This is a genomic window from Paenibacillus sp. OT2-17 (assembly GCF_009827695.1).
Lineage (GTDB): Bacteria > Bacillota > Bacilli > Paenibacillales > Paenibacillaceae > Paenibacillus > Paenibacillus polymyxa_B.
This window is the reverse complement of the sequence record NZ_WUDQ01000009.1, coordinates 23,966-49,708: the sequence shown is the minus strand read 5'-3', so window position 1 is coordinate 49,708 and position 25,743 is coordinate 23,966. Positions and strand designations below refer to the sequence as shown.

33 protein-coding genes and 1 pseudogene are annotated in these 25,743 nt (G+C 40.2%); 21 read left to right on the top strand and 13 right to left on the bottom strand.

Features of this window, described 5'->3' with window-relative positions; all coding sequences use genetic code 11:
• Nucleotides 1–15: 15 nt before the first annotated feature.
• Nucleotides 16–2,373 carry a beta-galactosidase gene (locus GRP75_RS04725; RefSeq protein WP_160788720.1) on the top strand — a complete coding sequence of 786 codons (2,358 nt, stop codon included), beginning with the start codon at nt 16–18 and terminating at the stop codon, nt 2,371–2,373.
• 96 nt (nt 2,374–2,469) lie between these two features.
• Here the strand turns inward: GRP75_RS04725 and GRP75_RS04720 are convergent, their stop codons facing one another.
• The gene (locus tag GRP75_RS04720; protein ID WP_160788719.1) at nt 2,470–3,453 is read right to left on the bottom strand and encodes a glycoside hydrolase family 5 protein; all 984 of its coding nucleotides are present in this window, start codon (nt 3,451–3,453) and stop codon (nt 2,470–2,472) included.
• 473 nt (nt 3,454–3,926) lie between these two features.
• Between GRP75_RS04720 and GRP75_RS04715 the strand changes: the two genes are divergently transcribed.
• The 3 genes from GRP75_RS04715 to GRP75_RS04705 all read left to right on the top strand — a co-directional run bounded on the left by GRP75_RS04715 (nt 3,927) and on the right by GRP75_RS04705 (nt 7,843).
• Nucleotides 3,927–4,493 carry a 5' nucleotidase, NT5C type gene (locus tag GRP75_RS04715; protein WP_160788718.1) on the top strand — a complete coding sequence of 189 codons (567 nt, stop codon included), beginning with the start codon at nt 3,927–3,929 and terminating at the stop codon, nt 4,491–4,493.
• A gap of 121 nt (nt 4,494–4,614) precedes the next feature.
• A complete protein-coding gene (locus GRP75_RS04710) occupies nt 4,615–5,409 on the top strand; it encodes a Nif3-like dinuclear metal center hexameric protein (RefSeq protein WP_069079793.1) in 795 nt (264 codons plus the stop codon).
• A gap of 79 nt (nt 5,410–5,488) precedes the next feature.
• Nucleotides 5,489–7,843, top strand: a complete 2,355-nt coding sequence (locus GRP75_RS04705; RefSeq protein WP_160788735.1) for a glycoside hydrolase family 2 TIM barrel-domain containing protein — start codon at nt 5,489–5,491, stop codon at nt 7,841–7,843.
• 150 nt (nt 7,844–7,993) lie between these two features.
• On the opposite strand, the gene GRP75_RS04700 is transcribed toward GRP75_RS04705, so the two are convergent.
• Nucleotides 7,994–8,437: an AbrB/MazE/SpoVT family DNA-binding domain-containing protein gene (locus GRP75_RS04700; RefSeq protein WP_160788717.1), complete on the bottom strand. Its 444-nt coding sequence runs from the start codon at nt 8,435–8,437 to the stop codon at nt 7,994–7,996.
• A 622-nt stretch (nt 8,438–9,059) separates the two neighbouring features.
• Between GRP75_RS04700 and GRP75_RS04695 the strand changes: the two genes are divergently transcribed.
• Together GRP75_RS04695 and GRP75_RS30250 are read left to right on the top strand one after the other, a co-directional pair.
• The gene (locus tag GRP75_RS04695) at nt 9,060–10,433 is read left to right on the top strand and encodes a helix-turn-helix domain-containing protein (RefSeq protein WP_076161299.1); all 1,374 of its coding nucleotides are present in this window, start codon (nt 9,060–9,062) and stop codon (nt 10,431–10,433) included.
• Nucleotides 10,399–10,530, top strand: coding sequence for a hypothetical protein (locus GRP75_RS30250; protein WP_256715730.1), 132 nt, complete (start codon nt 10,399–10,401; stop codon nt 10,528–10,530). The genes GRP75_RS04695 and GRP75_RS30250 overlap by 35 nt, the downstream gene beginning before the upstream one ends.
• Nucleotides 10,531–10,851: 321 nt before the next feature.
• On the opposite strand, the gene GRP75_RS04690 is transcribed toward GRP75_RS30250, so the two are convergent.
• From GRP75_RS04690 to GRP75_RS04660, 7 genes are all read right to left on the bottom strand, one after another.
• The gene (locus GRP75_RS04690; RefSeq protein ID WP_160788716.1) at nt 10,852–11,094 is read right to left on the bottom strand and encodes a hypothetical protein; all 243 of its coding nucleotides are present in this window, start codon (nt 11,092–11,094) and stop codon (nt 10,852–10,854) included.
• Between the two features lie 1,226 nt (nt 11,095–12,320).
• A complete protein-coding gene (locus tag GRP75_RS04685; RefSeq protein WP_160788715.1) occupies nt 12,321–12,494 on the bottom strand; it encodes a hypothetical protein in 174 nt (57 codons plus the stop codon).
• A gap of 117 nt (nt 12,495–12,611) precedes the next feature.
• Nucleotides 12,612–12,923, bottom strand: coding sequence for a hypothetical protein (locus tag GRP75_RS04680; RefSeq protein ID WP_076161292.1), 312 nt, complete (start codon nt 12,921–12,923; stop codon nt 12,612–12,614).
• A 234-nt stretch (nt 12,924–13,157) separates the two neighbouring features.
• On the bottom strand, nt 13,158–13,724 hold the full coding sequence (locus GRP75_RS04675; RefSeq protein WP_076161287.1) for a hypothetical protein: 567 nt from the start codon (nt 13,722–13,724) through the stop codon (nt 13,158–13,160).
• Nucleotides 13,725–13,832: 108 nt separating this feature from the next.
• Nucleotides 13,833–14,567, bottom strand: a complete 735-nt coding sequence (locus GRP75_RS04670; RefSeq protein WP_076161281.1) for a ZIP family metal transporter — start codon at nt 14,565–14,567, stop codon at nt 13,833–13,835.
• A gap of 7 nt (nt 14,568–14,574) precedes the next feature.
• Entirely contained in the window at nt 14,575–14,769 is a 195-nt protein-coding gene (locus GRP75_RS04665) for a helix-turn-helix domain-containing protein (protein ID WP_076161272.1), read from the bottom strand.
• Nucleotides 14,770–14,825: 56 nt separating this feature from the next.
• The gene (locus GRP75_RS04660) at nt 14,826–15,266 is read right to left on the bottom strand and encodes a sigma-70 RNA polymerase sigma factor region 4 domain-containing protein (RefSeq protein WP_076161268.1); all 441 of its coding nucleotides are present in this window, start codon (nt 15,264–15,266) and stop codon (nt 14,826–14,828) included.
• A gap of 840 nt (nt 15,267–16,106) precedes the next feature.
• On the opposite strand from GRP75_RS04660, the gene GRP75_RS04655 reads away from it, so the two are divergent.
• Together GRP75_RS04655 and GRP75_RS29130 are read left to right on the top strand one after the other, a co-directional pair.
• A complete protein-coding gene (locus tag GRP75_RS04655) occupies nt 16,107–16,481 on the top strand; it encodes a hypothetical protein (protein ID WP_076161350.1) in 375 nt (124 codons plus the stop codon).
• A 22-nt stretch (nt 16,482–16,503) separates the two neighbouring features.
• Nucleotides 16,504–16,671, top strand: a complete 168-nt coding sequence (locus GRP75_RS29130; RefSeq protein ID WP_179085415.1) for a hypothetical protein — start codon at nt 16,504–16,506, stop codon at nt 16,669–16,671.
• An 814-nt stretch (nt 16,672–17,485) separates the two neighbouring features.
• Here GRP75_RS29130 and GRP75_RS04645 read toward each other — a convergent pair.
• The gene (locus GRP75_RS04645) at nt 17,486–18,169 is read right to left on the bottom strand and encodes a hypothetical protein (protein WP_076161359.1); all 684 of its coding nucleotides are present in this window, start codon (nt 18,167–18,169) and stop codon (nt 17,486–17,488) included.
• Between the two features lie 225 nt (nt 18,170–18,394).
• Between GRP75_RS04645 and GRP75_RS04640 the strand changes: the two genes are divergently transcribed.
• The 13 genes and pseudogenes from GRP75_RS04640 (at nt 18,395) to GRP75_RS29125 (ending at nt 23,974) form a co-directional block, all read left to right on the top strand.
• Nucleotides 18,395–19,276 carry a copper amine oxidase N-terminal domain-containing protein gene (locus tag GRP75_RS04640; protein ID WP_076161363.1) on the top strand — a complete coding sequence of 294 codons (882 nt, stop codon included), beginning with the start codon at nt 18,395–18,397 and terminating at the stop codon, nt 19,274–19,276.
• Nucleotides 19,277–19,651: 375 nt separating this feature from the next.
• Entirely contained in the window at nt 19,652–19,894 is a 243-nt protein-coding gene (locus GRP75_RS04635) for a hypothetical protein (protein ID WP_076161368.1), read from the top strand.
• A 38-nt stretch (nt 19,895–19,932) separates the two neighbouring features.
• Complete coding sequence (locus GRP75_RS04630; RefSeq protein ID WP_160788714.1) at nt 19,933–20,208, top strand: hypothetical protein; 276 nt, start codon at nt 19,933–19,935, stop codon at nt 20,206–20,208.
• Between the two features lie 15 nt (nt 20,209–20,223).
• On the top strand, nt 20,224–20,499 hold the full coding sequence (locus GRP75_RS04625) for a hypothetical protein (protein ID WP_076161377.1): 276 nt from the start codon (nt 20,224–20,226) through the stop codon (nt 20,497–20,499).
• 180 nt (nt 20,500–20,679) lie between these two features.
• Nucleotides 20,680–20,901: pseudogene (locus tag GRP75_RS04620) on the top strand (ArdC-like ssDNA-binding domain-containing protein); the annotation flags it as partial.
• Entirely contained in the window at nt 20,894–21,232 is a 339-nt protein-coding gene (locus tag GRP75_RS04615) for a zincin-like metallopeptidase domain-containing protein (RefSeq protein WP_076161381.1), read from the top strand. The pseudogene GRP75_RS04620 and the gene GRP75_RS04615, both read left to right, overlap by 8 nt.
• Nucleotides 21,233–21,283: 51 nt before the next feature.
• A complete protein-coding gene (locus tag GRP75_RS04610) occupies nt 21,284–21,556 on the top strand; it encodes a hypothetical protein (RefSeq protein WP_076161386.1) in 273 nt (90 codons plus the stop codon).
• Between the two features lie 207 nt (nt 21,557–21,763).
• Nucleotides 21,764–21,976, top strand: coding sequence for a hypothetical protein (locus tag GRP75_RS04605; RefSeq protein ID WP_076161390.1), 213 nt, complete (start codon nt 21,764–21,766; stop codon nt 21,974–21,976).
• Entirely contained in the window at nt 21,973–22,341 is a 369-nt protein-coding gene (locus GRP75_RS04600) for a hypothetical protein (protein ID WP_076161395.1), read from the top strand. The genes GRP75_RS04605 and GRP75_RS04600 overlap by 4 nt, the downstream gene beginning before the upstream one ends.
• A gap of 111 nt (nt 22,342–22,452) precedes the next feature.
• Complete coding sequence (locus GRP75_RS30245; protein WP_272917179.1) at nt 22,453–22,581, top strand: hypothetical protein; 129 nt, start codon at nt 22,453–22,455, stop codon at nt 22,579–22,581.
• A gap of 92 nt (nt 22,582–22,673) precedes the next feature.
• The gene (locus GRP75_RS04595) at nt 22,674–22,931 is read left to right on the top strand and encodes an LPD29 domain-containing protein (RefSeq protein ID WP_076161399.1); all 258 of its coding nucleotides are present in this window, start codon (nt 22,674–22,676) and stop codon (nt 22,929–22,931) included.
• Nucleotides 22,932–23,408: 477 nt separating this feature from the next.
• Entirely contained in the window at nt 23,409–23,783 is a 375-nt protein-coding gene (locus GRP75_RS04590; protein WP_160788713.1) for a hypothetical protein, read from the top strand.
• A 23-nt stretch (nt 23,784–23,806) separates the two neighbouring features.
• Nucleotides 23,807–23,974 carry a hypothetical protein gene (locus tag GRP75_RS29125; protein WP_014280161.1) on the top strand — a complete coding sequence of 56 codons (168 nt, stop codon included), beginning with the start codon at nt 23,807–23,809 and terminating at the stop codon, nt 23,972–23,974.
• Between the two features lie 14 nt (nt 23,975–23,988).
• On the opposite strand, the gene GRP75_RS04585 is transcribed toward GRP75_RS29125, so the two are convergent.
• The 3 genes from GRP75_RS04585 to GRP75_RS04580 all read right to left on the bottom strand — a co-directional run bounded on the left by GRP75_RS04585 (nt 23,989) and on the right by GRP75_RS04580 (nt 25,503).
• Nucleotides 23,989–24,300: a hypothetical protein gene (locus GRP75_RS04585; protein ID WP_160788712.1), complete on the bottom strand. Its 312-nt coding sequence runs from the start codon at nt 24,298–24,300 to the stop codon at nt 23,989–23,991.
• 240 nt (nt 24,301–24,540) lie between these two features.
• Nucleotides 24,541–24,723, bottom strand: a complete 183-nt coding sequence (locus tag GRP75_RS29120; protein WP_076160515.1) for a hypothetical protein — start codon at nt 24,721–24,723, stop codon at nt 24,541–24,543.
• 108 nt (nt 24,724–24,831) lie between these two features.
• Nucleotides 24,832–25,503 (bottom strand): hypothetical protein, encoded by a 672-nt coding sequence (locus GRP75_RS04580; protein ID WP_076160518.1) that lies wholly within the window; start codon nt 25,501–25,503, stop codon nt 24,832–24,834.
• Between the last annotated feature and the right edge of the window lie 240 nt (nt 25,504–25,743).

Genomic DNA, 25,743 nt, shown 5'->3' with positions numbered 1-25,743 from the left:
AGGGGAGTGAACTCCATGAGAAACTATCGGGTTACAGTCAAAGACGATCAAAAGCATATTGTTAAAGGACATATCAAACTTGGCGGCACCAATCCCAAAGGAGAGGAAATCGGATTCACCAACTATTTTATGGAGAAGGATGGAGAGCCCTTTTTCGGTATTTGTGGTGAATTCCATTATGCCCGTTATGATGAACGCTATTGGGAAGACGAAATTATTAAAATAAAAATGGGCGGCGTAAACATCATTGCCACTTATATTTTTTGGAACCTACATGAAGAAGTTGAAGGTATTTTTGATTGGAGTGGGAACAAAAATCTTCGTCGTTTCATCGAGTTGTGCGGCAAGCATCAGGTATACTCCATGATTCGGATCGGCCCCTTTGATCATGGGGAAATTCGAAACGGCGGTATGCCAGATTGGTTATTTGGTCGACCATTTGAGGTTCGTTCTAATGATGAGGGGTATCTGTTCTATACAAGAAGAATGTATAACGAAATCGGTACCCAGGTTAAAGGGTTGTTATATAAGGAGGGGGGGCCAATTATCGGCACCCAAATCGAAAACGAGCATAATCATTCATCTGCCCAGTGGGCCTTGACTGTAGGAATTAATGATATGTGGTTAAACAGTGGAAGTGACGGTAACTCGCATATGTTAAAACTTAAAGAAATAGCTCTGGAAGCAGGGATTGATACTCCGATCTATACGTGCACAGGATGGGGAGGAGCGACAACTCCTGTACCTGATATGCTGCCATTATGGGGCGGGTATGCCTATTGGCCATGGATCTACTACGAAGAGGGACGGTTGGAGGGGATGAACGAGCATCCTGCGACACCGGAATACATTTTCCGAGACAAGCATAATAACAAGATTCCAAAGAGCTACAATTTTGAGCCTCAATACGCGCCTGAAGACTATCCGTACGCTTGCTGTGAAATGGGTGGCGGCATGGTTCAGTTTTATAAATATCGATTCGCATTTCCCTACCGCAGTGTTCCAGCGATGACTGTCATGAAGGTTGCAGAAGGCTGTAACCTGATCGGATACTACATGTATCATGGGGGTTCCAATCCTCGAGGTAAGGTTAACCCGTTCACAAATGATCTAGCCACTCCTAAAATATCCTATGATTTCAACGCTATGATCGGCGAATTCGGCCAAGTAAGGGAATCATACCAAAGAACAAAGCTGCAGCATTACTTTTTTTCAACGTTCCAAAAGCAATTCTCACTAACAAAGACAATTCTGCCAGGGGATACGTCCCAGATGGACCCTTATGATGTGGATACGTTACGATATGCAGTGCGATCCAGTGCCGGATCGGGTTACCTGTTTCTAAATAATTTTCAAGACCATGTCGAAAATTACGACCTGTGCGATTTTAATGTGAGTATTGAGCTACCCGAGGAAACAATTGTAATCCCTAGCCAAGGTGAACTGACGTTAGGACGTGATAGTTTTGCCATATTGCCATTTAACTTCAATTTAGATGGAATGAAACTCAAATATGCTACGGCACAGCTGATAACAAGGATAGAAGAGGATGGAGAAGCATATTATTTTTTCTTTGTACCAGAGGGCATGCAAGGAAGGTATGTAATGGAGTCAAAAGATATAATCAGTGCCACAATCGACAAAGGTTCGATAGAGCAATTGGATGGGAACACGATCATTAAGGTTGCTGAAGAGGAGGATAGTCTCATCCATCTGGTATCTGAAAGTGGTCAAAAAGTTGCCATCTATACGATGACTGATGAGCAAAGTCTTACATTTTGGAAGGTAAACATGCAAGGCCGGGACAGAGTCATTTTGACAAATGCCAATGTACTTGTATCTGAGGGCGATCTAAGGCTGGAATCAACGGACCAAGAAATGGTAACCCTGAGTGTATTCCCGGATTTTGACGCCTCATTCACATCGATTTCCGGTGGAGAACTGCTTGAAATAACAGAAAACAATGTATTCAAAACATATCGTTTAAAGGCTCCTAAGAAAGAAATTCATTTCAATTTGAAAAGGATAAATAACGATAAATTTACCCTTGATTTCGAATTAGATGCCTTTCACGGAATCAAGGAAGCTCTGCTGCGTATCCATTATACTGGAGATATCGGTTATGCTTTTATTGATGGCGAACTGATCAACGATAATTTCTGCAACCATACGACCTGGGAAATAGGTTTGAAAGCATTTGAGCATCGGCTCATCGAGCAAGGGTTGTACGTATATGTTTCTTCCATTCGAAAAGGTAAGGTTCTCAATAGCAGTACGACCATGGCTGGCTGGAAAGAGACGACAAAGGAAAGTATTGTAGATATCGGTTCGGTTAGCCTTGTGCCTGTATATGAAATCAAAATCACCATATAACCCAGAAGGTTACATGGTGATTCCTTTCCAGACTAATTTCACATAAAGTAAGGGGCCAGTGAATACATGAGTATTTTTTATTTTCTTAATGTGTTTTTAGTAGATACTGGCTTTTTTCGATGTTTGTTTGATGCCGTTGCTTCCGTTAACTACAGTTTTTCCCCAATCCGTCAGATTGCCATTAGGTCCTGTTACAAGATCAAGGTAGGAAAGGTTGGAACTATTACCATACCAGGACCAGGCTAACCAGCCTACTCCTTTGGATTGGCCATATCTCATGATTTCTGTCTCGTCGACGTCTGCTCCCTGGTGGTAACCGCCAAATTCACCAATAATCAGAGGAAGTCCTTGATTCAGAACGTTATCAATATTGGTTCGAACAGTTTGAACATCTTTACCCGCGAACTCATACATATGGATGGAGAATACCGTATTCTTCAAAGAATCAGCTGCAAATACAGATTTGCCAAAGTCATTGATAGACTGAGGATATTGTCCCCATCCGGCACAATCGACGATGAGCGTATTTTTGATACCTGCGTTTCTCAACTTGGGAATCGCTTGCTTGTATCCATCAGCCCAACCACTTCCATTCCAAGAACCATACCATTCGTTCGCAATGTTTACGATAACCCGGTCTTCCTTGCCGATCAGAGCATCCTTTATGCTAATCCAGTAGTTCACAGCTGCATCCAAAGACGCATAGTCGTCTTTGCCTGTAGCGTCATGAACTTCAAGCACAGCAATCATTTTGTAACTCGTGACTAGAGAGATAATATTTTTCACGGAATTAATGTCATCCTTGGTGTACTGGTTTCCGTTAGAAAGGACAATTCGGACGGTATTAGCACCTGTCTGGGCAATTGCCGGGATAGCTGTATAAAGATCATTTTTGTACCATGTGTGAGCATGATTGACGCCTCTCATAACAAATGGCTTGCCTGTAGAATCATACAATTTGGTACCGCTTACATAAAATCCTGAAGCAGCTTCTACCTTGGAGAAAACTCCTCCTAAACCAATCATGATGAGCAAGCCGACCAGTCCAGACAATAATGCTTTTCTTAACAATGCCTTCATTTTTATTCCTCCCTAAATATATTATTCAACTTCCTGCTATACAGAGATGAAGTAGGTATGTAAGTGTGTAAATAGCAGTAAGCTAAACACAAATTAAGCGTTTTCAATTTGGAGAAAAGTTATTTTTGTTATTCTATCATTTGAGTTTTTGTTATTCAATTGATTTTTTTAGTTATTTTTTGTGTTTTCTAATCATAAACACATAGATTTATTATTTAAGTGAGATTTTCTATGGTATCATTGTATTTATTGCTTATATTTGTTTGAAATTTAGTTTATTTTAATAAAACTAACATAACTTTTTTGCTTTAATATATCTGATTTATGTAGATAAACCTAACGTTGTACTTGGCTAATTATCTTGAATAAAGGCGAGATGTAATCGGCCAGCAATACCTAAGCTTCACCGCGATATTAAATTATAGTATGATATTCTTGTGAAAAATTTTACCAGAGTGAATAGGGGCAAGCTGATGAGAAAACCAATCATTGCAGTCGATATGGACGATACCATCTGTCATCTCGTCAAACGAGCCATATACCATAACAATAGTGAATTTCCCACTCATCCGCTTCGGTATGAAGAAATGTTAGATTGGAATACTGATCATCTACGTCATCCCAAGAGCACGCATGATGTATTTTATGGGCGACCGGGTTTGTTTGAGGAACTTGAACTGTATGACGAGTATGTTGTAGAAGAGATGGAGAAGCTTTGCAATGCTTTTGATGTCATTATTGTGACAGCGGCAGAACCCAAGACCGTCCTAGAGAAATGGAACTGGCTTCAAAGACATATGCCATTCATTCCGATTGAGAACTTTTTCCCATGTAAACGAAAGAACCTGATTAACTATGATCTCCTGATTGATGATGGTCCTCATAATTTAGTGCCTGCGCTAGAGGAGGGGAAAAAGGTGCTTTGCATTCCTCATCCATGGAATCTGAGAGTAAGAGAGCAATATGAGTTCCCCGTCATGACATCCTGGCAAGGAGCAAAAGAACGAATCGACTCCATTTTAGGAGTTCTGTATAAATAATAGAACCATTCGTAAAACAGCTGGCTCCTTTGGAACTGGCTATTTTGCTAGAAAGAATAGCACTTATGATTGAAATAAAATGGTACAATTGATATGCATTATCCATGAGGAGGGAACGTGTATGACCATGACTATGGGTCAGATTGTGAATCATCTGACCAAGGGAATAAGCATACCCAACACCACCGTAGATCTACTGGACCCAGGATATATAGATACTGAGGTGCAAGGAATTGTAACCGCTTTCTCAGCTTCGCAGTATGTGATAGAACAAGCTATTTCTCTAGGTGCAAATTTTATCATTACGCATGAAGGCATCTTTTATAGTCATCAGAGAATGCATGAATGTTTACTATATGATCCTGTTTTTTTGCAAAAATCTCGCCTCATTGCCGATGCAGGTATAGGCATTTATCGGTTTCATGACGCCATACATCGTTATCAACCGGATGGAGTGATGGTTGGGCTTCTTCAGGCGCTTAGCTGGCACAACTACATTGTGAAACAGCAGCCGACGGCCGCCATTTTGACTATTCCGGCTATGGAGGTTAAGGAGATCGCTGAATATATCAAAGCCAAACTACATATTCGTTATGTACGGGTGGCTGGCGAGGTTTCCATGCCATGTGAACGAGTGGGAATCTCAGTAGGATACAGGGGAGGTGGTGAACTAGCCATTCCATTATTTCTAAATGAAAATGTGGATTTAGTCATTGCCGGTGAGGGCCCAGAATGGGAAACACCAGAATATGTTAAAGATGCTGTCTATCAAGGGCAAAGTAAAGCACTTATCATGCTGGGACATGCTGAAAGTGAAGCACCTGGGATGAAGTATCTCGCAGATGTACTTTCCGCCCAATTTCCAATGCTCCCCGTACACTTTATAGAAGATCGCCCGGTGTATCAAATATTGTAATGAGAACACGTCTTTTGTGATGGTCATCCCGCACTGTTGTTATATCCGTTCATCCACTTTATGAAATGGAGGCAAGATGATGGGAAGCAGAGTGATTATGCCATTCAAAATAGATTGGAAATTTATAGAAGGTAATTATGCAGGTGCTGAGAAAATGGACTATAACGATGAGCATTGGCGGCTCCTTCAAGTCCCTCATGATTGGAGCATTGAAAAGTCCTTTGATCCGCATATGCTGTATGGTGGCAATCAAGCTTATTTGCCGAGATGGTCTGTCGGGTGGTACAGAAAGCATTTTAATGTGAAGCCCTCCTCTCCAAAACAGCGCGTATACATACAATTTGATGGCATTCACAGTAACAGTGAGGTTTGGATCAATGGGCATTTTGTGGGCAAGCGACCCTATGGATATGTTAGCTTTCAATATGATTTGACTCCATATATTCGGTGGGATGAGGAGAATGTGATTGCCGTCAAAGTGGACAATACGATTCTTTCACCTGATAGATGGTATTCGGGGGCCGGTATTTATCGTAATGTTTGGCTGATTTGTACGGATTATATTCATATAACCGAATGGGGGACTTACATTACCACACCTGAAATTTCGCCAGATGAAGCCAAGGTGACTGCCAGAATCCAGGTCACTAATCATCACGCGCATGCCGTAGAGTGTACGATTATGACTGAAATGCTGGACCCACAGGGACAGATCAAAGGAAAAGTGGAAAACCGAGTAACTCTTTTGGGCTGTGAAACGAGGGAAATAGAGCAAAAAGCGCAAGTTTTAGAGCCAGAACTATGGTCACCGGACAACCCAGTGCTCTACGAAGCCCAGACGACGATCTATTGCGACAATACAGAGGTGGATCGTTATTGTACTCCTTTTGGTATAAGAGAAGTGAAGCTGGACACTCAAAAAGGTTTATTTCTGAATGGGCACAGCTTAAAGCTAAAGGGAGTGTGCATTCACCATGATTTAGGCTGTCTGGGGGCTGCTTACCATGATACAGCCATGAAGAGAAGGCTGCAGAGGCTGAAAGAAATGGGCTGTAACTCGATTCGTTTTGCTCATAACCCGATGGCGCCCGAATTATTAGATTTATGTGATCAGATGGGGTTCTTGGTGGTTGATGAAGCTTTTGACAAATGGAAGTCTCTTTTCTATGAGCATTTATATGATGAGTGGTGGGAAAAAGATCTGGAAGCAATGTTGCTCAGAGACAGGAACCATCCCAGTGTTTTCATGTGGAGCGTTGGGAATGAAGTGGAGAATCAAGGTCAGCCATCCATGCTCAAAATGTTGGAGCAACTTGTGGGTTTCTGCCATGAAAAAGACCCGACTCGACCAGTTACATGTGCACTTGAGCCGCATAATACACCAATCAGCTTGCGTGAGGGTTCGATTGAGGCCAAAGTGGAGCATACCAAACAGCTGGGACAACGAGTGGATGTTCTGGGGGTAAACTATCAGGAGCAGTGGTATGAGCACTATAGAGCGGCCATGCCGGATACGCTTATCCTTGGAACAGAAACATTCCCATACTATCGGGGTAAGGATAACCGTGTTAAAGGTTATTTGCCCCTAAATCCTTGGTTTGATGTCGCTAATCGTGATTATGTGATCGGTCAATTTGTTTGGAGTGGAATTGACTATTTGGGAGAAACGAGCTATCCCTCCAAAGGGTGGTCTTCGGGTCTGATTGATACTTGCGGATTCCGCAAACCAGTATCTTATCTCCAACAAAGTTTATGGTCTGATCAGCCTATTGTGCACATAGCCGCATTTAACGAACATATGAAATCGGAATTTAATCCGACATGGACGATGCACTGGAAATCTCCGGCTATGGAAGATCACTGGACATTTCCTGAATACGGTGGAAAATTGATACGGTTGGTTACTTTCACTAATTGTGAGAGTGTGGAATTGATCGTGAATGATGAATCATACGGTGAGAGGAAGCTAGTGGATTACCCTAATCATTTAATCCTATGGGAGCTTCCCTATACACCGGGCAAAATCCGAGCTGTGGGTCGCAATGGAAACGAGAAGGTTTGTGAGCATGAACTGACCACTGCCGGGGCTCCTTATGCTCTAAAGTTGGAGGCCGATCGGACGGTTCTACCTGCTGATGGGCATGAGATATCTCATGTGGAAGTAACGGTCATAGACCCAAACGGGATCATCGTACCTAACCAGGATTTTGATGTAATCTTTAAACTGCAGGGAGATGGTCGTATCCTTGGAATAGACAATGGTAATCTCACCAGCGATGAATTCTTCAAGGGGAATGAGAGACGAACACACAGGGGAAGGTGTCTCGTTGTTATACAATCCGGTTATGTGGCTGGTGAGTTGTTGCTTCAGGCGTCAGCAGATGGAGGGTTGCTGGGAGAAACCAGACTGAAAATAGAAGAAGAACCCAAATGATAATTCAAGGCTGATTCAGTATAGAGCTTGTATAGTTTAATTAAAAGGTCTGAATAGGTGGTGAATGCTTATGCCTTACCTGTTCAGACCTTTTTTTATGTTTACAGCAGACGGTCAACTAAGTATACGTTCCAAAATCAGAACGATAACCTATAATAATTTTTTTAGCTGAGATATTCGGCCTTGTGACACGCCAAGCCATTCGGCATATTCGCTTTGCTTGGCTTTTGGATATTCTTTCATAAGCTGCCGTAGACCTTTAAGCAATTGTAATGTAGACCGATGGATTCTAGATTCTTTAGGTTTTTCTCTAACAGGAGGAGCGGGAATGAGAGTAACACCTACGTTCCCCTTCATTTCGAGTATACACTGCCTACATAAAAGAGAGCTTTTGAAATAGCTTAAATCCTGAGCCGAATTGCACAATTTACAGGCAACCCCGTTATACTTTCCTATCCCTAAAAAACCTTTTTCATTGTCCATATAAAATTCTAATGGATCGCCAATCTCAATCCCCGTTGTGTTCCGGATTTCTATGGGAATAACAATCCGGCCTAACGTATCTAAGGGACGTTTCATACCTGTATTCTTCAATTGATACCCTCCTTCAGACTAAATGTGTTGAAACCAACTTTAATCTCCTAATCTATCTCTCTCGGTGGGGCTAAACATTTTTGGTATGAGCTGTCTTACACGGGACTTTGATATACCCAACATATCAGCATATTCCTGTTGTGTGGCAGTCGGATACTTTTCATGTAAATCTAAGAGCATTTGGACCATAATCTCTTTTGGTTGTAAAACCTGCTTATTTGTAGAAGGAATCTTGAGCATATAGGTACAGCTTTTACAAATAAGAGAACCCTTAAAGTAACTTAACTCCTCGGTGGACTGACAAAATTTACATGACTGTCCAATGTACTTTTTTAGGGAAATTGTACTCGTTTCTTCATCTACGAGAAATTTTACTGAGTCATTCGAAAAAATGTCACATGTAATGAGTACCCCTTTGGGAATTACAAGTCTACCAAGGGTGTCTAAATTCCTTGTCATTTTTGCGTACATCATCCAATGTTCTCCTAATATAAGTATTTATTGTTGTTCCAAAAGATGGTATTATCGTGAATGTAAAATATTTAATTATATTACAGAATTTCTATTTTCGAATTTTATTAAATTTGCACATTCTAAGTTCGTGCTGAAAGGGTGGTTTATCATGGAAAACACACCTACGATTCGGGCAGAAATAGTAAAATACTTAAAACAGAAAGACTTAACTATGACCGAGTTCGGTCACATCATTGATCTAAACGTAGGTACTATTAGTGGCATTGTGACAGGAAATCGTTCTATATCTGTTCACCAACTGGACAGTATTACTATGGGAATGAATTTACCACCGGATTATTTTTACGAACGTTTTATAGAAGAGTGTATTGAAGATTTTTCACTCAACTGGCGAAAAATAAGCCCGTTCTTATACCGATGTGTTGAACTTAATCGGTTAGATTGTGTACAGCGAGTTGTCAGTATGTTATTGGATAATCCTGCTTATACCCCGTTGCTTTTTGAACTAGCGGAGGATTCGTTTCAAAAAGGATACAAGGATACGGCGGCTTATCTGTATGAAAAAGTAGCCGAGAGTGAAAAACATCAGCATTCAGAGCGCTTGGCAATCTGTCAGTATCGCTTGTTTACGATCGGAATTGGGGAAGATCAGATTCAAAATCTTCAGATTGCTGCTAGATTTGAGCCTTTTATTGATCGTTTGGATGAAGTAGACCAATTGGATGCTTTAAAAGACTTAGCTAACTTATATCGAGCATTGGGCCAGTGGGATAAAGTATATGAGTTTGCTCAGATGATGAGAGAAAGAGCAAAGCTTCGTTATGGCATGAAACAAGAATCCCATAAGAGGCCAAGCAGACCACCGTTTGTATACATAGCTTACGGAGATCTATTGTGTGCATATGCCTGTGATGCAAGAGGTAATTATGAACAAGGTTTAAAACACCTGAAGGCTCATACTGATTTAAGTTGGGTAAAAGAAAAAGATTCGGAATCACAACATTGGTTGGGATTATTCCAAGGTTGGGCTAAAATTAATACGTACGTAAACAGGCTTATGTCTGGAGATGTTAGTGTGTTGCCGGATTATGTAGAGTATATATCCGGTGAAAAAGAAATCTTTGCCGAACTTCTGAACGTTGTTGAAGCGGCTAATCGATACAACTTAGACATTGACCATATTTTAGACCGCTTTGAATCTCAAATCGCAGCATACCGTGAACCCGAATCTACAGATATTTACACTCAGCAGGTATTATCAGACGAATACGCTCGTTTTTGGTACAAACTCGCTAAATACAAGTTGTTTAGAGGAGAATATCCATACGGTTTTAAATGTCTTATGGACGCTTTTGAAAAATCCGTTAAAATAAATAATGTACTACTTATTTCCAACTGCTCAGGTTTGTTTGAACGTTTCAGGGTTCACGCAGACCCTGAAACACTCGCTCAGTATCAAAGTATGTTTCTGGAGGTGTGGGAAAGAAATGAAAAAAAAGATGGTTTTCTTTTTAGCAGTTAGTTTTGTACTGATGTTTGTAGCATCAGCACAGTTGCCATTTGAGCAACATCAAACTTCTGGTTTAATTTCTACTCAAGGTTATATCGGTGGGGCATAAGTTAGGCATACGTATTTATAGTTACCTTGACCAGCTTCTTAGCTGGTCTTTTTTTGTTTTATAATAGGTGACGTTCTATGCAAAACTATTTACCCCACCACACAATGAATTATTATTCAATAAAATGTCTTATTTGAAAATGAAATACATATGTCATGTCAATAAATGTTAAATGGATTGGAGCATAGGCTTTTGTACTTGTAGTAGCCAAGATAATTAACCGTGCCCAAATCGGTTGCTTATGTGAGCTGAAACGCAGCCAACGAAATGTTTGGTACAGACAAAACAACAGCTCTTGATCTGTTGTTTTCTGAACAACATTTATCTTTTGCGCATCCCTTTTCGATTTCGATAAGGGCTATTTCGCTTTCTTCCTTCTTCCGGGGAAGTTTGATGATCTTTAGGAGACGTGTCCCTATTGTGTGTCTTTGCGACAAGAACAAGTTCAATAACAACAATAGCTTTGTCGAGCCAATCGAAGGTGTTGTTTATTGCTCCGCTCCAGTCTACGTGTGTTGCCCAGATAAAGGCGAATTGAATAAGTTCATTAATGTTGTATTGCATGTAACAAAACTCCTTTCAAATTTAAATAGATTTGTGGTGTCCTACATCAAGAACGCGTCTGATCCTTCGGGTTAGATCATTTTGTGCCGATTGAAAAACTGCGATCAGCGCCCGGCAATGCGCTAAGTCGCACTCCACTTTTTCAACCATTTATAGTCGCAAGCGACTTTGTGGTGGAGTTATGGTATTGGCTATAAATATGTGGATAATCAAAAAACTCGATAGGTCACTTCGACGGTCAAACCTAAACAAAAAATGCAGAATTCATCGTTATACGACCATTTTTTTCTTCATAAAACCCGTCAAAATACCATAATTTTTATGTTATATACCTCTAACTATTAGCGTTTGCGAGTTGTACCAAAGTAACCAGTATATTAAAAAAGCCGACTATAGTGGCATGACTGCCCTCTACAATCGGCTGTAAGCAAAAAAAGCCTTTTTGAACATGCCTAAATAAGACACGAAAAAATAGACTTGTGCTTAATCTGTAAGATTCTGTTTCTTCGCACCATTCCAAAGGTTGGCAGTGTAAATAAAATGCTTTATAACTTCCAATTTGGTATTCATCAGCTTATCAAATGCAGCTCTGTTGGAGAACTGCTCTTCTTCTTTGCTTACTAATGTTAGCAAAGATAATTAGGTATATATTTTTTAATACTCATAATTATAGATGCAACCTAGCAAATTAGCAACATAAAAAGGCTACCTACGCCTGACATTTTTCCACGGCTAATTGTTTGTGTTCTGAGAATCTCGTGCCAGCTCCTTCAGCTGGCTATTTCATTCAAAAAACGACCAGTATACTTGGTCGTAAATTTGATGTCGGAAAAATCCAGATTTGAAGTCTTTCGTCCAAAATGGCATAGTAGGCATTTGGATAGAAGCAGTTGGTGTTTCTAGAGCAATCTAGGTCATCCCTTTTTCATTAAAACCAGTTTAGAAGCAAGCGGTTAGCTTCCAGATAGGTGAGCAAGAGATCGGGCAGGACAAGACTAGGGAGCAGGCTTATGCTACTGGCCCTTAGACGGAGGCTCTTGCCACCTAAGGGCCAGTACGCACAGCTGGGCCGGCTATTTAACTAGAGCGGAAGAAAGTGACCCCAGCCAAGGTGCTTCATATTCCAGGTGCTTGCTATCGTCGCGGCCCATGGAGCGAAGGATCCTTGAAAGATTAATTAAGGTGGGCAAAAAAACACCACGAACGCACATTACATTGCGCCAATATCAAAACAATTTGATAAGCAAAATAATGACTGCAAAAATACCGACTACAATTAGCAAGTTTACTGCATTACGTAAAAATCCGAATTTTCCTGATAAGTATCTTTGTTCTTGCTCTTCGTGTTTTCTTTTATGTGCTTCAGGGTCATATTGATTAGGTGGATTTCTAAAATCCATAATCACGCACCTCCTTTGTATTAAATGTTTATTATAACATATGTGGGTAAAATAAGGTTAAAAATAGAAAAAGAGCCGAAGTTTCGCATCGGCTCTTTTTCTAAATATACGTTTGCATTATTGCAAGAAGCGAAATCCAGACAATGTTCGACTACTTGTGTAACGGACGAGGCTTTTGTTTATTTTCAGTACCCCAACGCCCTCAACAGTGGCAGCACCAATGATACCACCTTCTGTAACATAGTTACCAATAACACCACCAGCTTCAGGCGAACCTTCAGAGATGAAACGATCACCACATTTACATTTGTAAAGACCTGGTGTTTGGCCCCAAGAAATACGGTTGTTGTTTTGATCAGCCAAAAAGGCAAATCCTTGAGGGCGCATTTGATGATCTCCACCGAAATAACTACATACTGCTTCTGGCATAAAAATCTCTCCTTTAATCATTTTGTTTATAAGGGAAGTGATATCCCTTATACTTATTAAAGAAGCGTGAGTAATGAAAATAACAACCAAAGTCTTAAAATTTTTTACCTAAGATTCAGAGAGCTATATTCAAAAAAATTGATTAAGGTTGATAGTTAAATAGACAATTGTACAAAAAACTATAGATAGAAATAAAGATGGTATCCCTGAGAGTAAGGGATACCATCTTTATTTTTACTTATGCTTATCTAAGACTTCTTGAAGCTTCTCTACATTGTAGATATCGTTATTAACTTTCCACGTATCATTTTCTTTTAAGAAGGTGAGTTGGCCTTCTAAAGGAATTTTTTCGTTTTTATCCTTCAAAACAAGATTTCCCGAATAAGTTATTTCCATGGATTCTTTTGTTGCATTTTTCTCTTGGATTTTGAGGTCTTCAAGTGTTAAATTTGTTTTTTCAAGGGAAGCTAATTCTAGGGGAAGAGCAATTCTCCGATTGTCAGCTTGTTTTTTTAAAAAACTTGTTGTCATTAGAGGTTCTAATTTACTTTTTCTTTGCTCCACCCAGTCAGGTGTAATCGTTTTTTTGTAGTCATTTACTTCAAATTCAGTAAGTTTAAATTGCGTAGCAACTTCTGTAACACTCTGGATGTCTGAATCATTTTTATTTTCCTGAGCAATCGTGGTGTTGTTAGTCTTCTGTTCTGAGTTGTTTGAAGTAGTAGCTGGATCTTGATTTGAACAACCTATTGCTGTTGTTAACAATATCGCGGATGTCAGAAGGTAAATGAATTTTCTCATATTTGATTCCCCCTATATAGTTTTGATTGTAATGTTAATTTTACCATAAAAAGGACTGGATGCGTATGATCTGGGGGATGGTTCAGTAATGGGATTATTTAATGAGCACTAATGGAGTAATACATGTAAGACGAGAATAGTACCGAATCCCAAAATAACATAAAATTTATTCATTGTTGTTTTTTTTTCATTTAGCATAGGTAGAATTTCTACGCAAGAAATGAATACGAAAAATCCAGCTGTAATTGATAGAATTATGCTTATGTTATACTGGAGCATTTCTATAGACTGAATCAAAAATATACTGAAGATGCTGCCGATTAGGTTAAAGAAAATAATAATAGAAAGACTAATAAAGACTTTTCTTTTATCCTCAAGCATAAAAATCAGGAATGAAGCGACTGCTAGACCTTCCGGAAATTTGTGAAGTAATAAACTGATTAAAACGGCAATACCAGTGTATGTCTCTGTATGGAATAAAGAAATCACGCTAAAGCCATCGAAAAAAGAGTGAAGGAGTACAATGGATAAGAAAGCCCAAAATGTAGTTTTATTAATGTGAGTGGAATGAACAGAATGAATAGAACAGTGATAATGAGATCCATTTATTAGAAAGAGAGCTATGATGCCTAATGCAAAATAGATACCTGAATGCGGATTAATTTCAAAGGCTTCGGGTAAAAGATCGATCGTAGCTAAGGCTAAAAAAAGACCAGCACTGAGAAAGATGATTCGCTGCTTTGTTAGCTCTGAAATTACCACTTTACTAGATAGTATTACTAACGGTCCAATGAGAGTACAAATGATGCTGATTAATGATACAAAAATAATAATCCAAATCATACTCTATTCACTCCTTTACTTGGAATTTTCCAATAACTTCAATCATCTTGACGTACAGATCCTGGGATAAGTCTTCTCTTTCTTGAAAGGGTACTTGATATAATGATTTTTGTAGCTTGTTATTAAACATATCGATTATTAACATGGTGGCATCCTTATCATTTTTTTGAGCCTGTAAAATTAAATCCTTTAACTGTCCCAAGGTTATCCCTCCTATATTTTTCTCTAAATTCTTAATTGGTCTAGTACGAGCCATTCTTATTGTTCTTGTTCTAAATGGAGCTTTAATTTTTTTAGTGCACTTTTGCGTGCTTTTGATACATACTGCTGGGATAATCCAAGCAAAGTAGAAATGGTTGTGTCATTAATTTCTTTTACATAGGAGTAATTGAGTATGACTTTTTGCTGATTTGTTAGCATTTCAAACCCTGCATACAATTTTGGATTTGTAATTTGATTTTCTAATGGTTCAAAATCAAGAATTTGTTCGATTTGATATGTAGCAGGAACTAAATCTAATAACGTTTGATCAGGTTCTTCTGAAGAAATAGGTTGATCTAAAATTATTGGGAATCTTTCGCAATTATTACGGATCTTCTTTCCATAGTTCATTGAGTTAAAATGTATCAAGGTGGCCATGTATTTTATAAATTGAAATTCTCTAATGGTTTGGAAATTTTCAATTACACAATTCTCCATTTTGAACCTCCTTTATAATTAGGGGTATCACCTATATGTATTATATTATACTACGTTACGTTACGCAATATAGTATAACGAATTTTTGAATCTAATAGTCTTCTATCTTTCTCTAACGGCCCACATAAATGGTGCTTGCAGGTAATCTATGAAACGGATACAGATACAACCAACAAATAAGGTAATGAAGAAGGACTTTCGGTGCTTACTTAACTATCCGTTCGTCCGAATTGTTCCAAAGCAGTGGAGTGATCGTCCATTGAACAGATGAGACCGTAATAGACGGTGAGGTGGATAAAGAGTAATCGACGCAGCATAGAGGAAATGGGAGTATGTGGGGAAGCGTTCTTCTTGGATTCTTGAGGGACAGTTAGAGTATGCGCTGGATGTCATCTTCCAATGTATGAATGGATTGCACCAGCATGTTCACTTTTACAAACAGGACAGACAGTAATCATATATCCTGGAGCCTAGCGAGTCACTCGCTTGCTCGCCGATTGGTGAGCCTTTGAGACGATATATTTCTTTCCTGCAGCGTATTTAGCAACTCCTGACCAGGTCATAAAATGATGAATGCCTTGAAGAGAGCTGCCTTTCCATTAAAAACTGCTGGATCCTGATGCCCAAGAATTTGATTAATCGTTTATCCAACTGGCATTTTTGGTAAAGAAAAAGATTTTTACTCAATAAAAGTAAATATTGAGTAAAAAAAAGGGTGGAAAGATAATATGAAAATGCCAATTGTTGTGATGTATTTTCATTAAAAAATATTGCGTAACATAACGAAACAAAGTATATTATAAGTAACAAAAATTTAATGTTTGATAAAGGAGTGTAATCGTGAAATATAATATCAATTTGTTTGGAAATAACTTTGATTGTGAGTTGGACATACAAGATGATACCTTAACCATTGCTTTAAATCAGGATAATCAGAAGGCTTTGAAATCCTACCTATCCAGGGTTCTTTTAAAATATACCGAGTTTAGTGATGCAGAAAAGGATTCTCTTGAACTGATGATAAACAAAGCGATTCAAGTTGAAAAAAGTATGGGGGGGAGGATGTCCGAGCCAAAACTCAAATTGCCCTATGAGTTTGCTCCGGAAGTGAAAGAAAAGCTCATTGAGTGTGCCGATCTACAGGATACCTCAGCTACTCAATTATTAATTCGCCTTATTGATCAAAAATATCAGGAAGTGATGAATAATAACTGAATTAAAGTAGGAGGGCTAAAAAATGGCTTATGGAAATAAAGTTAAATTTCATTACGATGTTCCCGCATATATCAAAAAGGAATTAGCGGAGACGGCTAAAAAACTGGGAATTACCGCTACAGAGCTATTAACTAGAATTATTGAAGAGGAATATCAAAGAGTAAAAGGGATAGAGCAGGACTCAAATTGAGTCCTGCTTTCTTATCATTTGAAGAGCTGAGACAGACAATTATGTAGGTGTATGCTCTCGTTGTTGGAGAAGGTATGATAACGGTACTCTTGGTTATGCCTCTCTACCTGATCCATATAAAAAAGATGCATGTTCCAATAGTTTTCTTTTGCATTGGTTGTTACTAGAAGTAAACTGAATAAGTCTGGTTTGTCAGTAATATTCATAGCAATCTTGGTGTCGGCATCCTCGGCGCTAAGGATTTCATGCACATGTAGCGATAAAGGAGAAGATGGCAATTCTTGTAGTGGAGAAAAGCTTTCATTGAGAGAAACGAAGTCCATTGTTAGTTATTTCCCCCTCATATTTCCTTTTATTTGATTATATTACGCTACGTGTAATAACGCAACATATCATAAGAATTTTGTATTTTTTTGTATCTTATTGTATCCTTATATATTATATACGAACAAATGTTTTCGTTCAATGCTTTTTGATACTCTATTAAACGTATTTTTTCTTCCAATGGTTTCAAATTTTGAGATGAAATATTATGAAAATAACTCCATAAAAAAATATGGAGTTATTTTTTATTTCTTTTATTTATTCTGCTTTTTTATGGTTTCTAATAGCTCGTTCATGGTCTTGTTCAATTCATCCAGGCGCTCTTGTATACTGCTCATTAAATTTCTTAATAGGAGAATGGCTATGATGATAGGAAAGCCCACATTACTGATCAAGTTAACCCAAAGGGACAGATCTTCCATATTAGCACCTGCTTTCAAAAATAGTGATTGCTAGGTAACGAATCGCTATTTTCTGAAGCTTGTATCTATTATACGCTCATGGAAACAGCAAACCGTCCATTTTCCAGATCATCGTCAACACCGTTGAAATTTACTGGTGAAGGAGGTGTGATTTGTACTGGAGTATGAGACAATCTTGCTGTCGCATTTGCTGAATTTACGTCTTTCCAAGCACCTGAGGCCTTTTTAAATCTCATGTCAGAAATTTGAAGTCTGGAGAAGGACAGATTCCATGGCGGAAGACTGGACGGCAGAGTATCCCAACGTGTTATTTCAGATCCAATGATAAAACGAGCGCAAGTTTCATCCGTTTTGAAGGTGTTCTCGCCATAAGCATACGCGGAAGTAAATTTCTTATCGCCGTCCACAATAAACTGCACGTGGTCATTTTCCTCCAGGCGCACTAGCTTAATATGGACCTTTTCGCCATCACGGTATTCGCACATTGGACCGTTCTTTATTTCAGGACCATTTACGAACCAATGCCATTGGTAGGTTCCAGTTCTGGAATCCTTAAAATCGGAATGGTATTTAACCGAAATACCACACTCAAATCCTGCCATACCACAATAGGCATTAATGTATGATCCCCCTTGTGGGAGTGATTTGGACGAAGGTAAAGTTACGTAGGCCTGAAAACCTAGATTGGTGTATCTTCCTGTATCAGGGTGAATTTTAGCAAATTTAGCATACTCATAAGATGGTGTTCCCATGATAGTATTCCTCCTAAAATTTATATTGGTTAAGGAGTTTGGAGGGGAACAGAATGAGGTGCTTCCCGGCACTCATCAATCATTCTGCAACAAACGACTTACCGTGGTTTTATTATATTATATAGCGTAACGTTACGCAATATAATTTTTGGAAAAACAAAACTTTTTCTTGTTCGAAACGTTTATAATTTAGTGTAATTACAAATTATTGGAGGTTATTTAGGTATGAAAAAAATTTTTCTTTCATCTATGCTTACTTTAGCTATGCTCTTAACATTTGCTATTCCGCTTTCTGCTGCACCGTCGATTCAATTAGTTATCAATAGTGAGGTCGTTAATTCAGATGCTCCACCCGTTTCTGTCGCAGGGAGAACTATGGTTTCTTTAGCTTCGTTGAAGCCGCTTAAGCTCAATTTAGTCTGGAATGCTGGCCAGAAGACGGTGACTGTCAATGCTCCTGGGGTGAAAGAAAAGCTTGTACTGACGATCGGTCAAAAAGAAGCTTCTTATGGAGAAAAAACGCTTACTTTGGATGTGCCCGCTCAATTGAATAAGAATCGCGTTGTTGTGCCTTTGCGCTTCATCAGCGAAGCCTTTAAAGCAGAGGTGGAGTGGAAAGCGGACAAAAATACTGTCATTATCCGGAGTGCTGATCAAGTAGAAACATACAAGAAGCTGTATCAAGGTACGGATTTGGTGGCGGCACGTAAAATCGCAGTAAACCTTCCTTCGAATGATGAAAATACGCTTCATAATACCGAGGAGGGTGTTTATTATCAGTATATTTTCCCTGAAGGGGAGGTTTTAAGGTACTACTCTGTTGTAGGCAACTTACTTACTTATTATGAAATTAAGGATGATGTTAAACATCTAGTTTGGGAAGGTATAGAAGAAGATTCAGGGAAGTATACGAAAGAAAAAGGAAAACGACCACCGGTAGACAAAACGCAATATTTTTTCTTAAAAGAACGTGTGGATAATAGTGTAACGTATGGTAAAGTAGGGGCCAAAAAGCCAGTAACGCAAGCTTTACCTGATAGTGCTTCGGTATTAGCGGATATTATTGTGTCTATTTCCGGCGAAGTAAGGAAAGATCAAATTAAATAGATTTTTCACTTCAATTTGGACGTCCCGAGCAATATGGGACGTCTTTTGTTATATTTTCCTAATTTGTTTCCTATCCGTAAGCTTCAGGAAGTTGATAGGGCTGAAGAACAATTAGTAGGGGTGTTTCTGGAGCAATCCAGGAGCACCTTTTTATACATCGGTTGAAACCCTAAAGGCTGGTTTTAACCAGCCGGGTATCTGTAGCAAGTAGGCTGTCTGATCGGCAATTAAGGGAGCGAGCCAGGACAAGAGCGGGGAAACTGGCTCATGCTACTCAAGCCGATAACAAAAGCGCCTACGCTGGCAAGAGCACCCCGGCCAAGGCGCTCTACGTTCCTGTCGTTCGTTTTACGCTGCCCACGGAGCGTAAGAGCTGTGGGTCAAATCAAAGATGGGCAGGCACACATCATGAGCCGCTACGCTGGCGCTGCGCTAATCATCATGTATACCTGCACAGAGCGGCACCATGATTCCGCTGCGCTCCATCATCGTGCTATGGAAGTGAAATCGAAGAAGGAGAGAAACGGCAGCCGCCGTTTCTTTTGTTTGGAAAGCATTTTTTTCCCTTTGGGGGATTCAGGCCATGCGGCAGGCAACGTCCCCAAAATGCTCTTTTGACAACCCAAAATCAAAAACAGAAAGGAAAGAAGAACATCATGCTAAACATGGTTAGAAAGTTCCCTCTGGGTCGAGTAGTGGGAACACCGGGATGCTTGCAAGCCGTTCCAAAACATGAAATTTTGTTAGCTCTGCGCTGGCATATTTCGGGGAACTGGGACGAGATATCGGAAGAGGACAAGGAAAGCAACAAGCAGGCTTTAAAAGATGTTGAGCGGCTGTTGTCGGCCTACAGAGCAGCGAGCGGTGTTCGGTTCTGGATTATTACAGAAGCAGATCGCAACGTAACCACGCTGTTACTGCCGGAAGAATAGTAAGGGGGAGCCAGCATGAAAGAGGAGGATTTTACAACCGTTTTTAGATATGTTCGTGAGGTCGAAATCGAGGATTATTGGTCTTTTTTAGAATGGTTGGTCCTTGCGCGGATTCAGCGCTGTGAATCAAATATATGCAGTTTGGAAATACAGCAGGCAGCGGGTGACAAAGAAGAAAATTTGGACGAGCTTCTTGTTGATTGCCGAGCAGAGTTAGCAGCATTTCAAGACTTAAAAGCATTTGTAGATCAAAACAAAAATGGAAAAGGCCCCAATCGCGGTAACGATTGAAGCCTGAAACAAACCTTGGTCAAAAGGTTGGTAAGACGGATGCTTTCCGTTCCTACCCTCCTATCATAACACGGGAAAAAATGGGAGGGCAATATGAAAAATGATGTATACGAGCTTGTAACCAAGCGCATTTTGGATATGTTGGCGGCGGGTGTTCCCCCGTGAAGGCAACCGTGGGTTGTCGGCGGCGCGGTCAACTGGAAAACACAAAAGCCCTATCGCGGCATTAACACAATGCTGCTGGACTCTGGCGAATACGCCATGTTCAAACAGATAAAGGAAGCAGGCGGCAGGGTCAAGCGGGGAGCGCAGGCACAAATCGTGGTGTTTTGGAAGTGGTTGGAGCTGGAGGACAAAGATAGCGCAGAAGACGAACCTAAAAAAAACACCGTTTTTGCGTAAATCTGCGGTATTCAATATTCAAACGCAATGCGAAGGACTGCAAAGCAAACGACAGGCATTAGCGTTTCAGCATGATCCAATTGCCGCTGCTGAAGCGATCATAAATGGTTATGTGGGTGGACCGCCTACTAGTTTTGCTTCAGGACGAGCTTTCTACAGACCGAGTACGGATAGTATCAGCGTACCACCGTTACAGGATTATCCCAAGGTCGAGGAATATTATAGCGTTCGCTTCCATGAGATGGTTCACAGCACAGGACACAGGAACCGAATTGGATTATTCAGGCTGCGGGACTCGCTCAAAAGGCGGCTGATCACATTTTGGGAGTGACATTTGATGAATCCGGGGTAGCAGCTCCGGCACATAAGGAGGTTATAGCACATGGAATACGCTGATTTCATCACGTTTTGTAAGACGTTTCAAGAATATAACGCTTTTGATTTTGAAGAAAGCGAAGTTATTAAAGTCTCTAAAAAACCGACCGTGTATACGTATAATGCCATGTTTCGGGATAACAGCAACTACAAAACCAATGTAGTTATCACGCTCGATGCACGCGGGATTACGTGGCAGATTGCCGATGGTTGGGAAGATGCTGACGAAGAATTGAGCACCATTTATGACGCTCTATGTGAAGCGAAGGCAAGAGCATAACCACCAACCGGCACAAATCCAGCTGCGGCCTACAGGCCGCAGCACACACCAAGAAAGTAGAGGAAACCCATAATCTATAGATATTACAAACGGCCAACCACCGAGTAGGCTCTACAGACGGTACGGCGCTTGCTAGAGCGGGGGCGATTGCGACCAGCGGACATTGTAACTGTCCGAGGAACGTACAGCGTTCGGCGCTGGTAACGCTTGACCATCCGTACCCGGCATGAACAATTTCAATTTACTTGCTTTTCATGGTTTTACTACGGTTCCGGGCCGCTTGCCCTTCAGGTCATTTTCCGCTGGCTGCTTTTGCCTGAAGCCTGGCGCAGCCGCTTCACGGATATTCAATATCAGGGCGATACGTACCAGCCTAATAGCTTTCTAATTCCCGCAAATCAGGAGGAGGATATAGCATGATGAAAGCCCATAAACAAAAGGTTATTGCCGCTTTTAAGGTAGCTCACGGTATCTATTATCAGGCGCGTTTTATTATCGACGGTCAGCCGATATGTGTACATTTCCAAAAATCAAATGAGTATGAAGTCACCGCGCAGCAACTCCGCGAAAAGGGCGTATGTAATGTGGAAGCGATGCTGTCGCGTGTCAATCCGCATGTCCCGGTGTATTGCTGCATTTGGCGAATCGGGGAGTTAATCTACCATTTTGTAACGAATCGCATAAATGAAATGCTGGGGCATTTGACTGAGAGCGGCCATGACCGTATTTGTGATTTTGAGTTAGACACGCGCTCTATTGTAGTGCGGCGGCATGTGCAGCTGTAATGGTCGCTATATTCCGCTTGTTCGGGAAGGGGGGCGCCAGAACCCGGCGCACTCCTTACCCAGTATTTATTGAAGGCGTACCTCAACGAAATAGAGCAGATTTTAGCTGCTGTGATGTATGAAGGGCATGAAAACGGGGTGTATCGGTACCGCAATCGGCTGACACGCCGTTGTATTACCCTGGATAGCCGGGGGCGGCTGGTGAGTATGGAGCCGTTCGCACTGGATTACTACTACTAGCGGTAGTAGCGGCAGTCTTGGGCAGCGATCAGGGGGGAATTTTCCCCCTGAACCCCCCACATTAAAAACCATTCCAAAGGAGCTGATTCGTCATGCAGGCGATCTATGAAACGTCCGCAGAAACGGCCGAAAAAATACGTGAGGTACTGAAAGTGAAGTTTCCCGGTGTTAGCTTTACTGTGCGTTCGTCTGAAACGTCCCAAAGCAGCAGCGTGAATGTCAAATGGATCGATGGCCCGTTAGAGCCAGATGTAAAGGAAGCGGTGGGATGGGTGAAGAGTAATCAGCGCCGTCCGGAAATAGTGGGGTATACATGGGAGGGGTCCACTATGTCGGGGCCGAGCATGTGAGCGTGTCCCGGTCGTTATCGCTTGAGCGCCGGGCGCTCCTTCTTCGCTATTTGGAAAAGCAGCCAGGGCATGCGCCCGGTGAAGATTTTCTTATGTACGAATGGTTGGCAGCTGAGCGCGCCCTTTTACAAACCGGGGAGCTGACCGGACCGACAGCACACCCATACCCGAGCGTCTGGCCAGCCTGCCCGCCGATCAGTGAAGCGATGGGCCAGGTTTTCCCATTTCCGCAGCGCTATGACAAGCAAGCCACTCATACCTGATCAGATGATAAAATATGAAATGATGAATGATTATCCGGTCAGATCCCGCGCAGATTGACGCTTAATATAGATGCTATTAGGAAAAAAGATGGCAAGTTAATATTGAAATGCCAATTGTTGTAGTATTATTGTTAATAAAAAGTATTGCGTAACATAACGAAACAAAGTATATTATAAGTAACAAAAATTTAATGTTTGATAAAGGAGTGTAATCGTGAAATATAATATCAATTTGTTTGGAAACAACTTTGATTGTGAGTTGGACATACAAGATGATACCCTAACCATTGCCTTAAATCAGGATAATCAGAAGGCTTTGAAATCCTACCTATCCAGAGTTCTTTTAAAATATACCGAGTTTAGTGATGCAGAAAAGGATTCTCTTGAATTGATGATAAGCAAAGCGATTCAAGTTGAAAAAAGTATGGGGGGGAGGATGTCCGAGCCAAAACTCAAATTGCCCTATGAGTTTGCTCCAGAAGTGAAAGAAAAGCTCATTGAATGTGCTGATCTACAGGATACCTCAGCTACTCAATTGTTAATTCGCCTCATTGATCAGAAGTATCAGGAAGTGATGAATAATGACTGAATTAGAATTAGGAGGGCTAACCAATGGCTTATGGGAATAAAGTTAAATTCCATTATGATGTTCCTGCATACATTAAAAAAGAATTAGCAGAGACGGCTAAAAAACTGGGAATTACCGCTACAGAGCTATTAACTAGAATTATTGAAGAGGAATACCAAAGAGTGAAAGGGGCAAAGCAGGACTCGAATTGAGTCCTGCTTTTTTATTATCCTTTGAACAGTTCAGACAGGCAGCTATGTAGGTGTAGGCTCTCGGTGATGGAGAAGGTATGGTAACGATACTGCTTATTATTTTTCTCTACCTGATCCATATAAAAAAGGTGTGCATTCCAATAATTTTCTTTGGCATTGGTTGTTACTAGAAGTAAACTAAAAAAAATCGGTTTGTCAACAATATTCATAGCAATCTTGGTGTCGGCATCCTCGGTGTTAAGGATTTCATGCACATGTAGCGATAAAGGAGAAGATGGCAATTCTTGTAGTGGAGAAAAGCTTTCATTGAGAGAAACGAAGTCCATTGTTAGTTATTTCCCCCTCGTATTTCCTTTTATTTGATTATATTACGCTACGTGTAATAACGCAATATAGAATAGGGTTTTTTGCATTTTTTTGTGTCTTACTATATTATATGCGAACATATGTTTTCATTCAATGCTTTTTGATATTCTATTTAACGATCTTTTTTTCCAAAGGTTTCAAATTTTATAATGGATTTTATGAAAAAAACTCCATAAGTAAATATGGAGTTTTTTCATTTTCTATTTATTCTGTTTTTTTATAGTTTCTAATAGCTCGTTCATGGTCTTGTTCAATTCATCCAGGCGCTCTTGGATGCTGCTCATTAAATTTCTTAGTAGGAGAATGGCAATGATGATAGGAAAGCCCACATTACTGATCAAGTTAACCCAAAGGGACAGATTTTCCATTTTTACATCACCCATCTTTGTATCTTTCTAAATTTATTGATCGTGATAGAGGAAGTGGCGATCACAATGGATCGCCACTCAATAAAACATAACGTAACGTAATATTACGCAATATAAAATGCGTTATTTTTTTAGAGAAGCATACATCAAAGAACTACCAGGATGAACAGAAATGTTATAATCTTGAGGTGTTCCATTATGAGCTCTACCTTCGGGCCATTTAGTGGTGCTGCTAGGTGGCGTAGAATTGGATGAATTAAAAGAAATCCAACTATTGTTCACATTTTTATACTGAATATTGCTCACGGTAACTTGGTTATGCGTAACATCCCATGCAGGAAGTGGATTTGGGATTGTTTGACCCTTGTAATCTGCATGGCAAGCAGCTATAACAACTCGGCCTTCACTCAAATTGCCTGTAAATGATTTACTATAAGTTCGTTTAGGTTGTCCATTAACGGAATAGGTTAACTGACTACCTTTGAGCTCAAGCATAATATCTATCGTGTCACCAGCGTGGAATTGTCCCCAATCTCCGTATCTGAATCCATCGCCGTCATTTGTATTGGAGAACCAATGCCATCGATCCTTATCTGCTTGACCAGGGGCAGTAGAAATACCGCATTCGTAGCTAAGTTTGCCAAAGCTCATTCCCAAATAGTAGTTGATAAATCCATTACCAGGCCCGCCACATCTTGTACTCGACGCAGGACTAGGGAGAGTAACCGTTGCTTTCATACCTCGTACAGAATTAAGAGCAGTCCATCTTAAAAGCTTTGCATATTCATCAGCCATAATTAAAATCTCCTTTTTTCATTTTAGGGTATGTAGACGACGTGTAAACTGAGATATTTTAAACAGTGATGTATCTCGCAAGACTGCTTAAAGAGTAAACTTATCGGCTACAATTACATTATATAATATAGCGTAACGTAACGCAATATATTTTTGAGATGAATTTTGGTATGGATTAGAAACTTTTCGGATAATTCATACGTCTTATGTAAGGGTACTTATTGAAAAAGGAGGTAATTT

Coding starts and splice junctions, on each gene's coding strand:
- GRP75_RS29120 (WP_076160515.1), bottom strand. CDS start 24,723: ATGGGTGATGTAAAAATGGAAAATCTGTCCCTTTGGGTTAACTTGATC.
- GRP75_RS04710 (WP_069079793.1), top strand. CDS start 4,615: ATGACCATGACTATGGGTCAGATTGTGAATCATCTGACCAAGGGAATA.
- GRP75_RS04625 (WP_076161377.1), top strand. CDS start 20,224: ATGAAAGAGGAGGATTTTACAACCGTTTTTAGATATGTTCGTGAGGTC.
- GRP75_RS04600 (WP_076161395.1), top strand. CDS start 21,973: ATGATGAAAGCCCATAAACAAAAGGTTATTGCCGCTTTTAAGGTAGCT.
- GRP75_RS04670 (WP_076161281.1), bottom strand. CDS start 14,567: ATGATTTGGATTATTATTTTTGTATCATTAATCAGCATCATTTGTACT.
- GRP75_RS04645 (WP_076161359.1), bottom strand. CDS start 18,169: ATGGGAACACCATCTTATGAGTATGCTAAATTTGCTAAAATTCACCCT.
- GRP75_RS04720 (WP_160788719.1), bottom strand. CDS start 3,453: ATGAAGGCATTGTTAAGAAAAGCATTATTGTCTGGACTGGTCGGCTTG.
- GRP75_RS04725 (WP_160788720.1), top strand. CDS start 16: ATGAGAAACTATCGGGTTACAGTCAAAGACGATCAAAAGCATATTGTT.
- GRP75_RS04585 (WP_160788712.1), bottom strand. CDS start 24,300: ATGGACTTCGTTTCTCTCAATGAAAGCTTTTCTCCACTACAAGAATTG.
- GRP75_RS04660 (WP_076161268.1), bottom strand. CDS start 15,266: ATGGAGAATTGTGTAATTGAAAATTTCCAAACCATTAGAGAATTTCAA.
- GRP75_RS29125 (WP_014280161.1), top strand. CDS start 23,807: ATGGCTTATGGGAATAAAGTTAAATTCCATTATGATGTTCCTGCATAC.
- GRP75_RS04680 (WP_076161292.1), bottom strand. CDS start 12,923: ATGCCAGAAGCAGTATGTAGTTATTTCGGTGGAGATCATCAAATGCGC.
- GRP75_RS04630 (WP_160788714.1), top strand. CDS start 19,933: ATGCTAAACATGGTTAGAAAGTTCCCTCTGGGTCGAGTAGTGGGAACA.
- GRP75_RS04595 (WP_076161399.1), top strand. CDS start 22,674: ATGCAGGCGATCTATGAAACGTCCGCAGAAACGGCCGAAAAAATACGT.
- GRP75_RS29130 (WP_179085415.1), top strand. CDS start 16,504: ATGGCTTATGGAAATAAAGTTAAATTTCATTACGATGTTCCCGCATAT.
- GRP75_RS04640 (WP_076161363.1), top strand. CDS start 18,395: ATGAAAAAAATTTTTCTTTCATCTATGCTTACTTTAGCTATGCTCTTA.
- GRP75_RS04690 (WP_160788716.1), bottom strand. CDS start 11,094: ATGCAATACAACATTAATGAACTTATTCAATTCGCCTTTATCTGGGCA.
- GRP75_RS04610 (WP_076161386.1), top strand. CDS start 21,284: ATGGAATACGCTGATTTCATCACGTTTTGTAAGACGTTTCAAGAATAT.
- GRP75_RS04705 (WP_160788735.1), top strand. CDS start 5,489: ATGGGAAGCAGAGTGATTATGCCATTCAAAATAGATTGGAAATTTATA.
- GRP75_RS04695 (WP_076161299.1), top strand. CDS start 9,060: ATGGAAAACACACCTACGATTCGGGCAGAAATAGTAAAATACTTAAAA.
- GRP75_RS04685 (WP_160788715.1), bottom strand. CDS start 12,494: ATGGATTTTAGAAATCCACCTAATCAATATGACCCTGAAGCACATAAA.
- GRP75_RS04580 (WP_076160518.1), bottom strand. CDS start 25,503: ATGGCTGATGAATATGCAAAGCTTTTAAGATGGACTGCTCTTAATTCT.
- GRP75_RS04675 (WP_076161287.1), bottom strand. CDS start 13,724: ATGAGAAAATTCATTTACCTTCTGACATCCGCGATATTGTTAACAACA.
- GRP75_RS30250 (WP_256715730.1), top strand. CDS start 10,399: ATGAAAAAAAAGATGGTTTTCTTTTTAGCAGTTAGTTTTGTACTGATG.
- GRP75_RS04715 (WP_160788718.1), top strand. CDS start 3,927: ATGAGAAAACCAATCATTGCAGTCGATATGGACGATACCATCTGTCAT.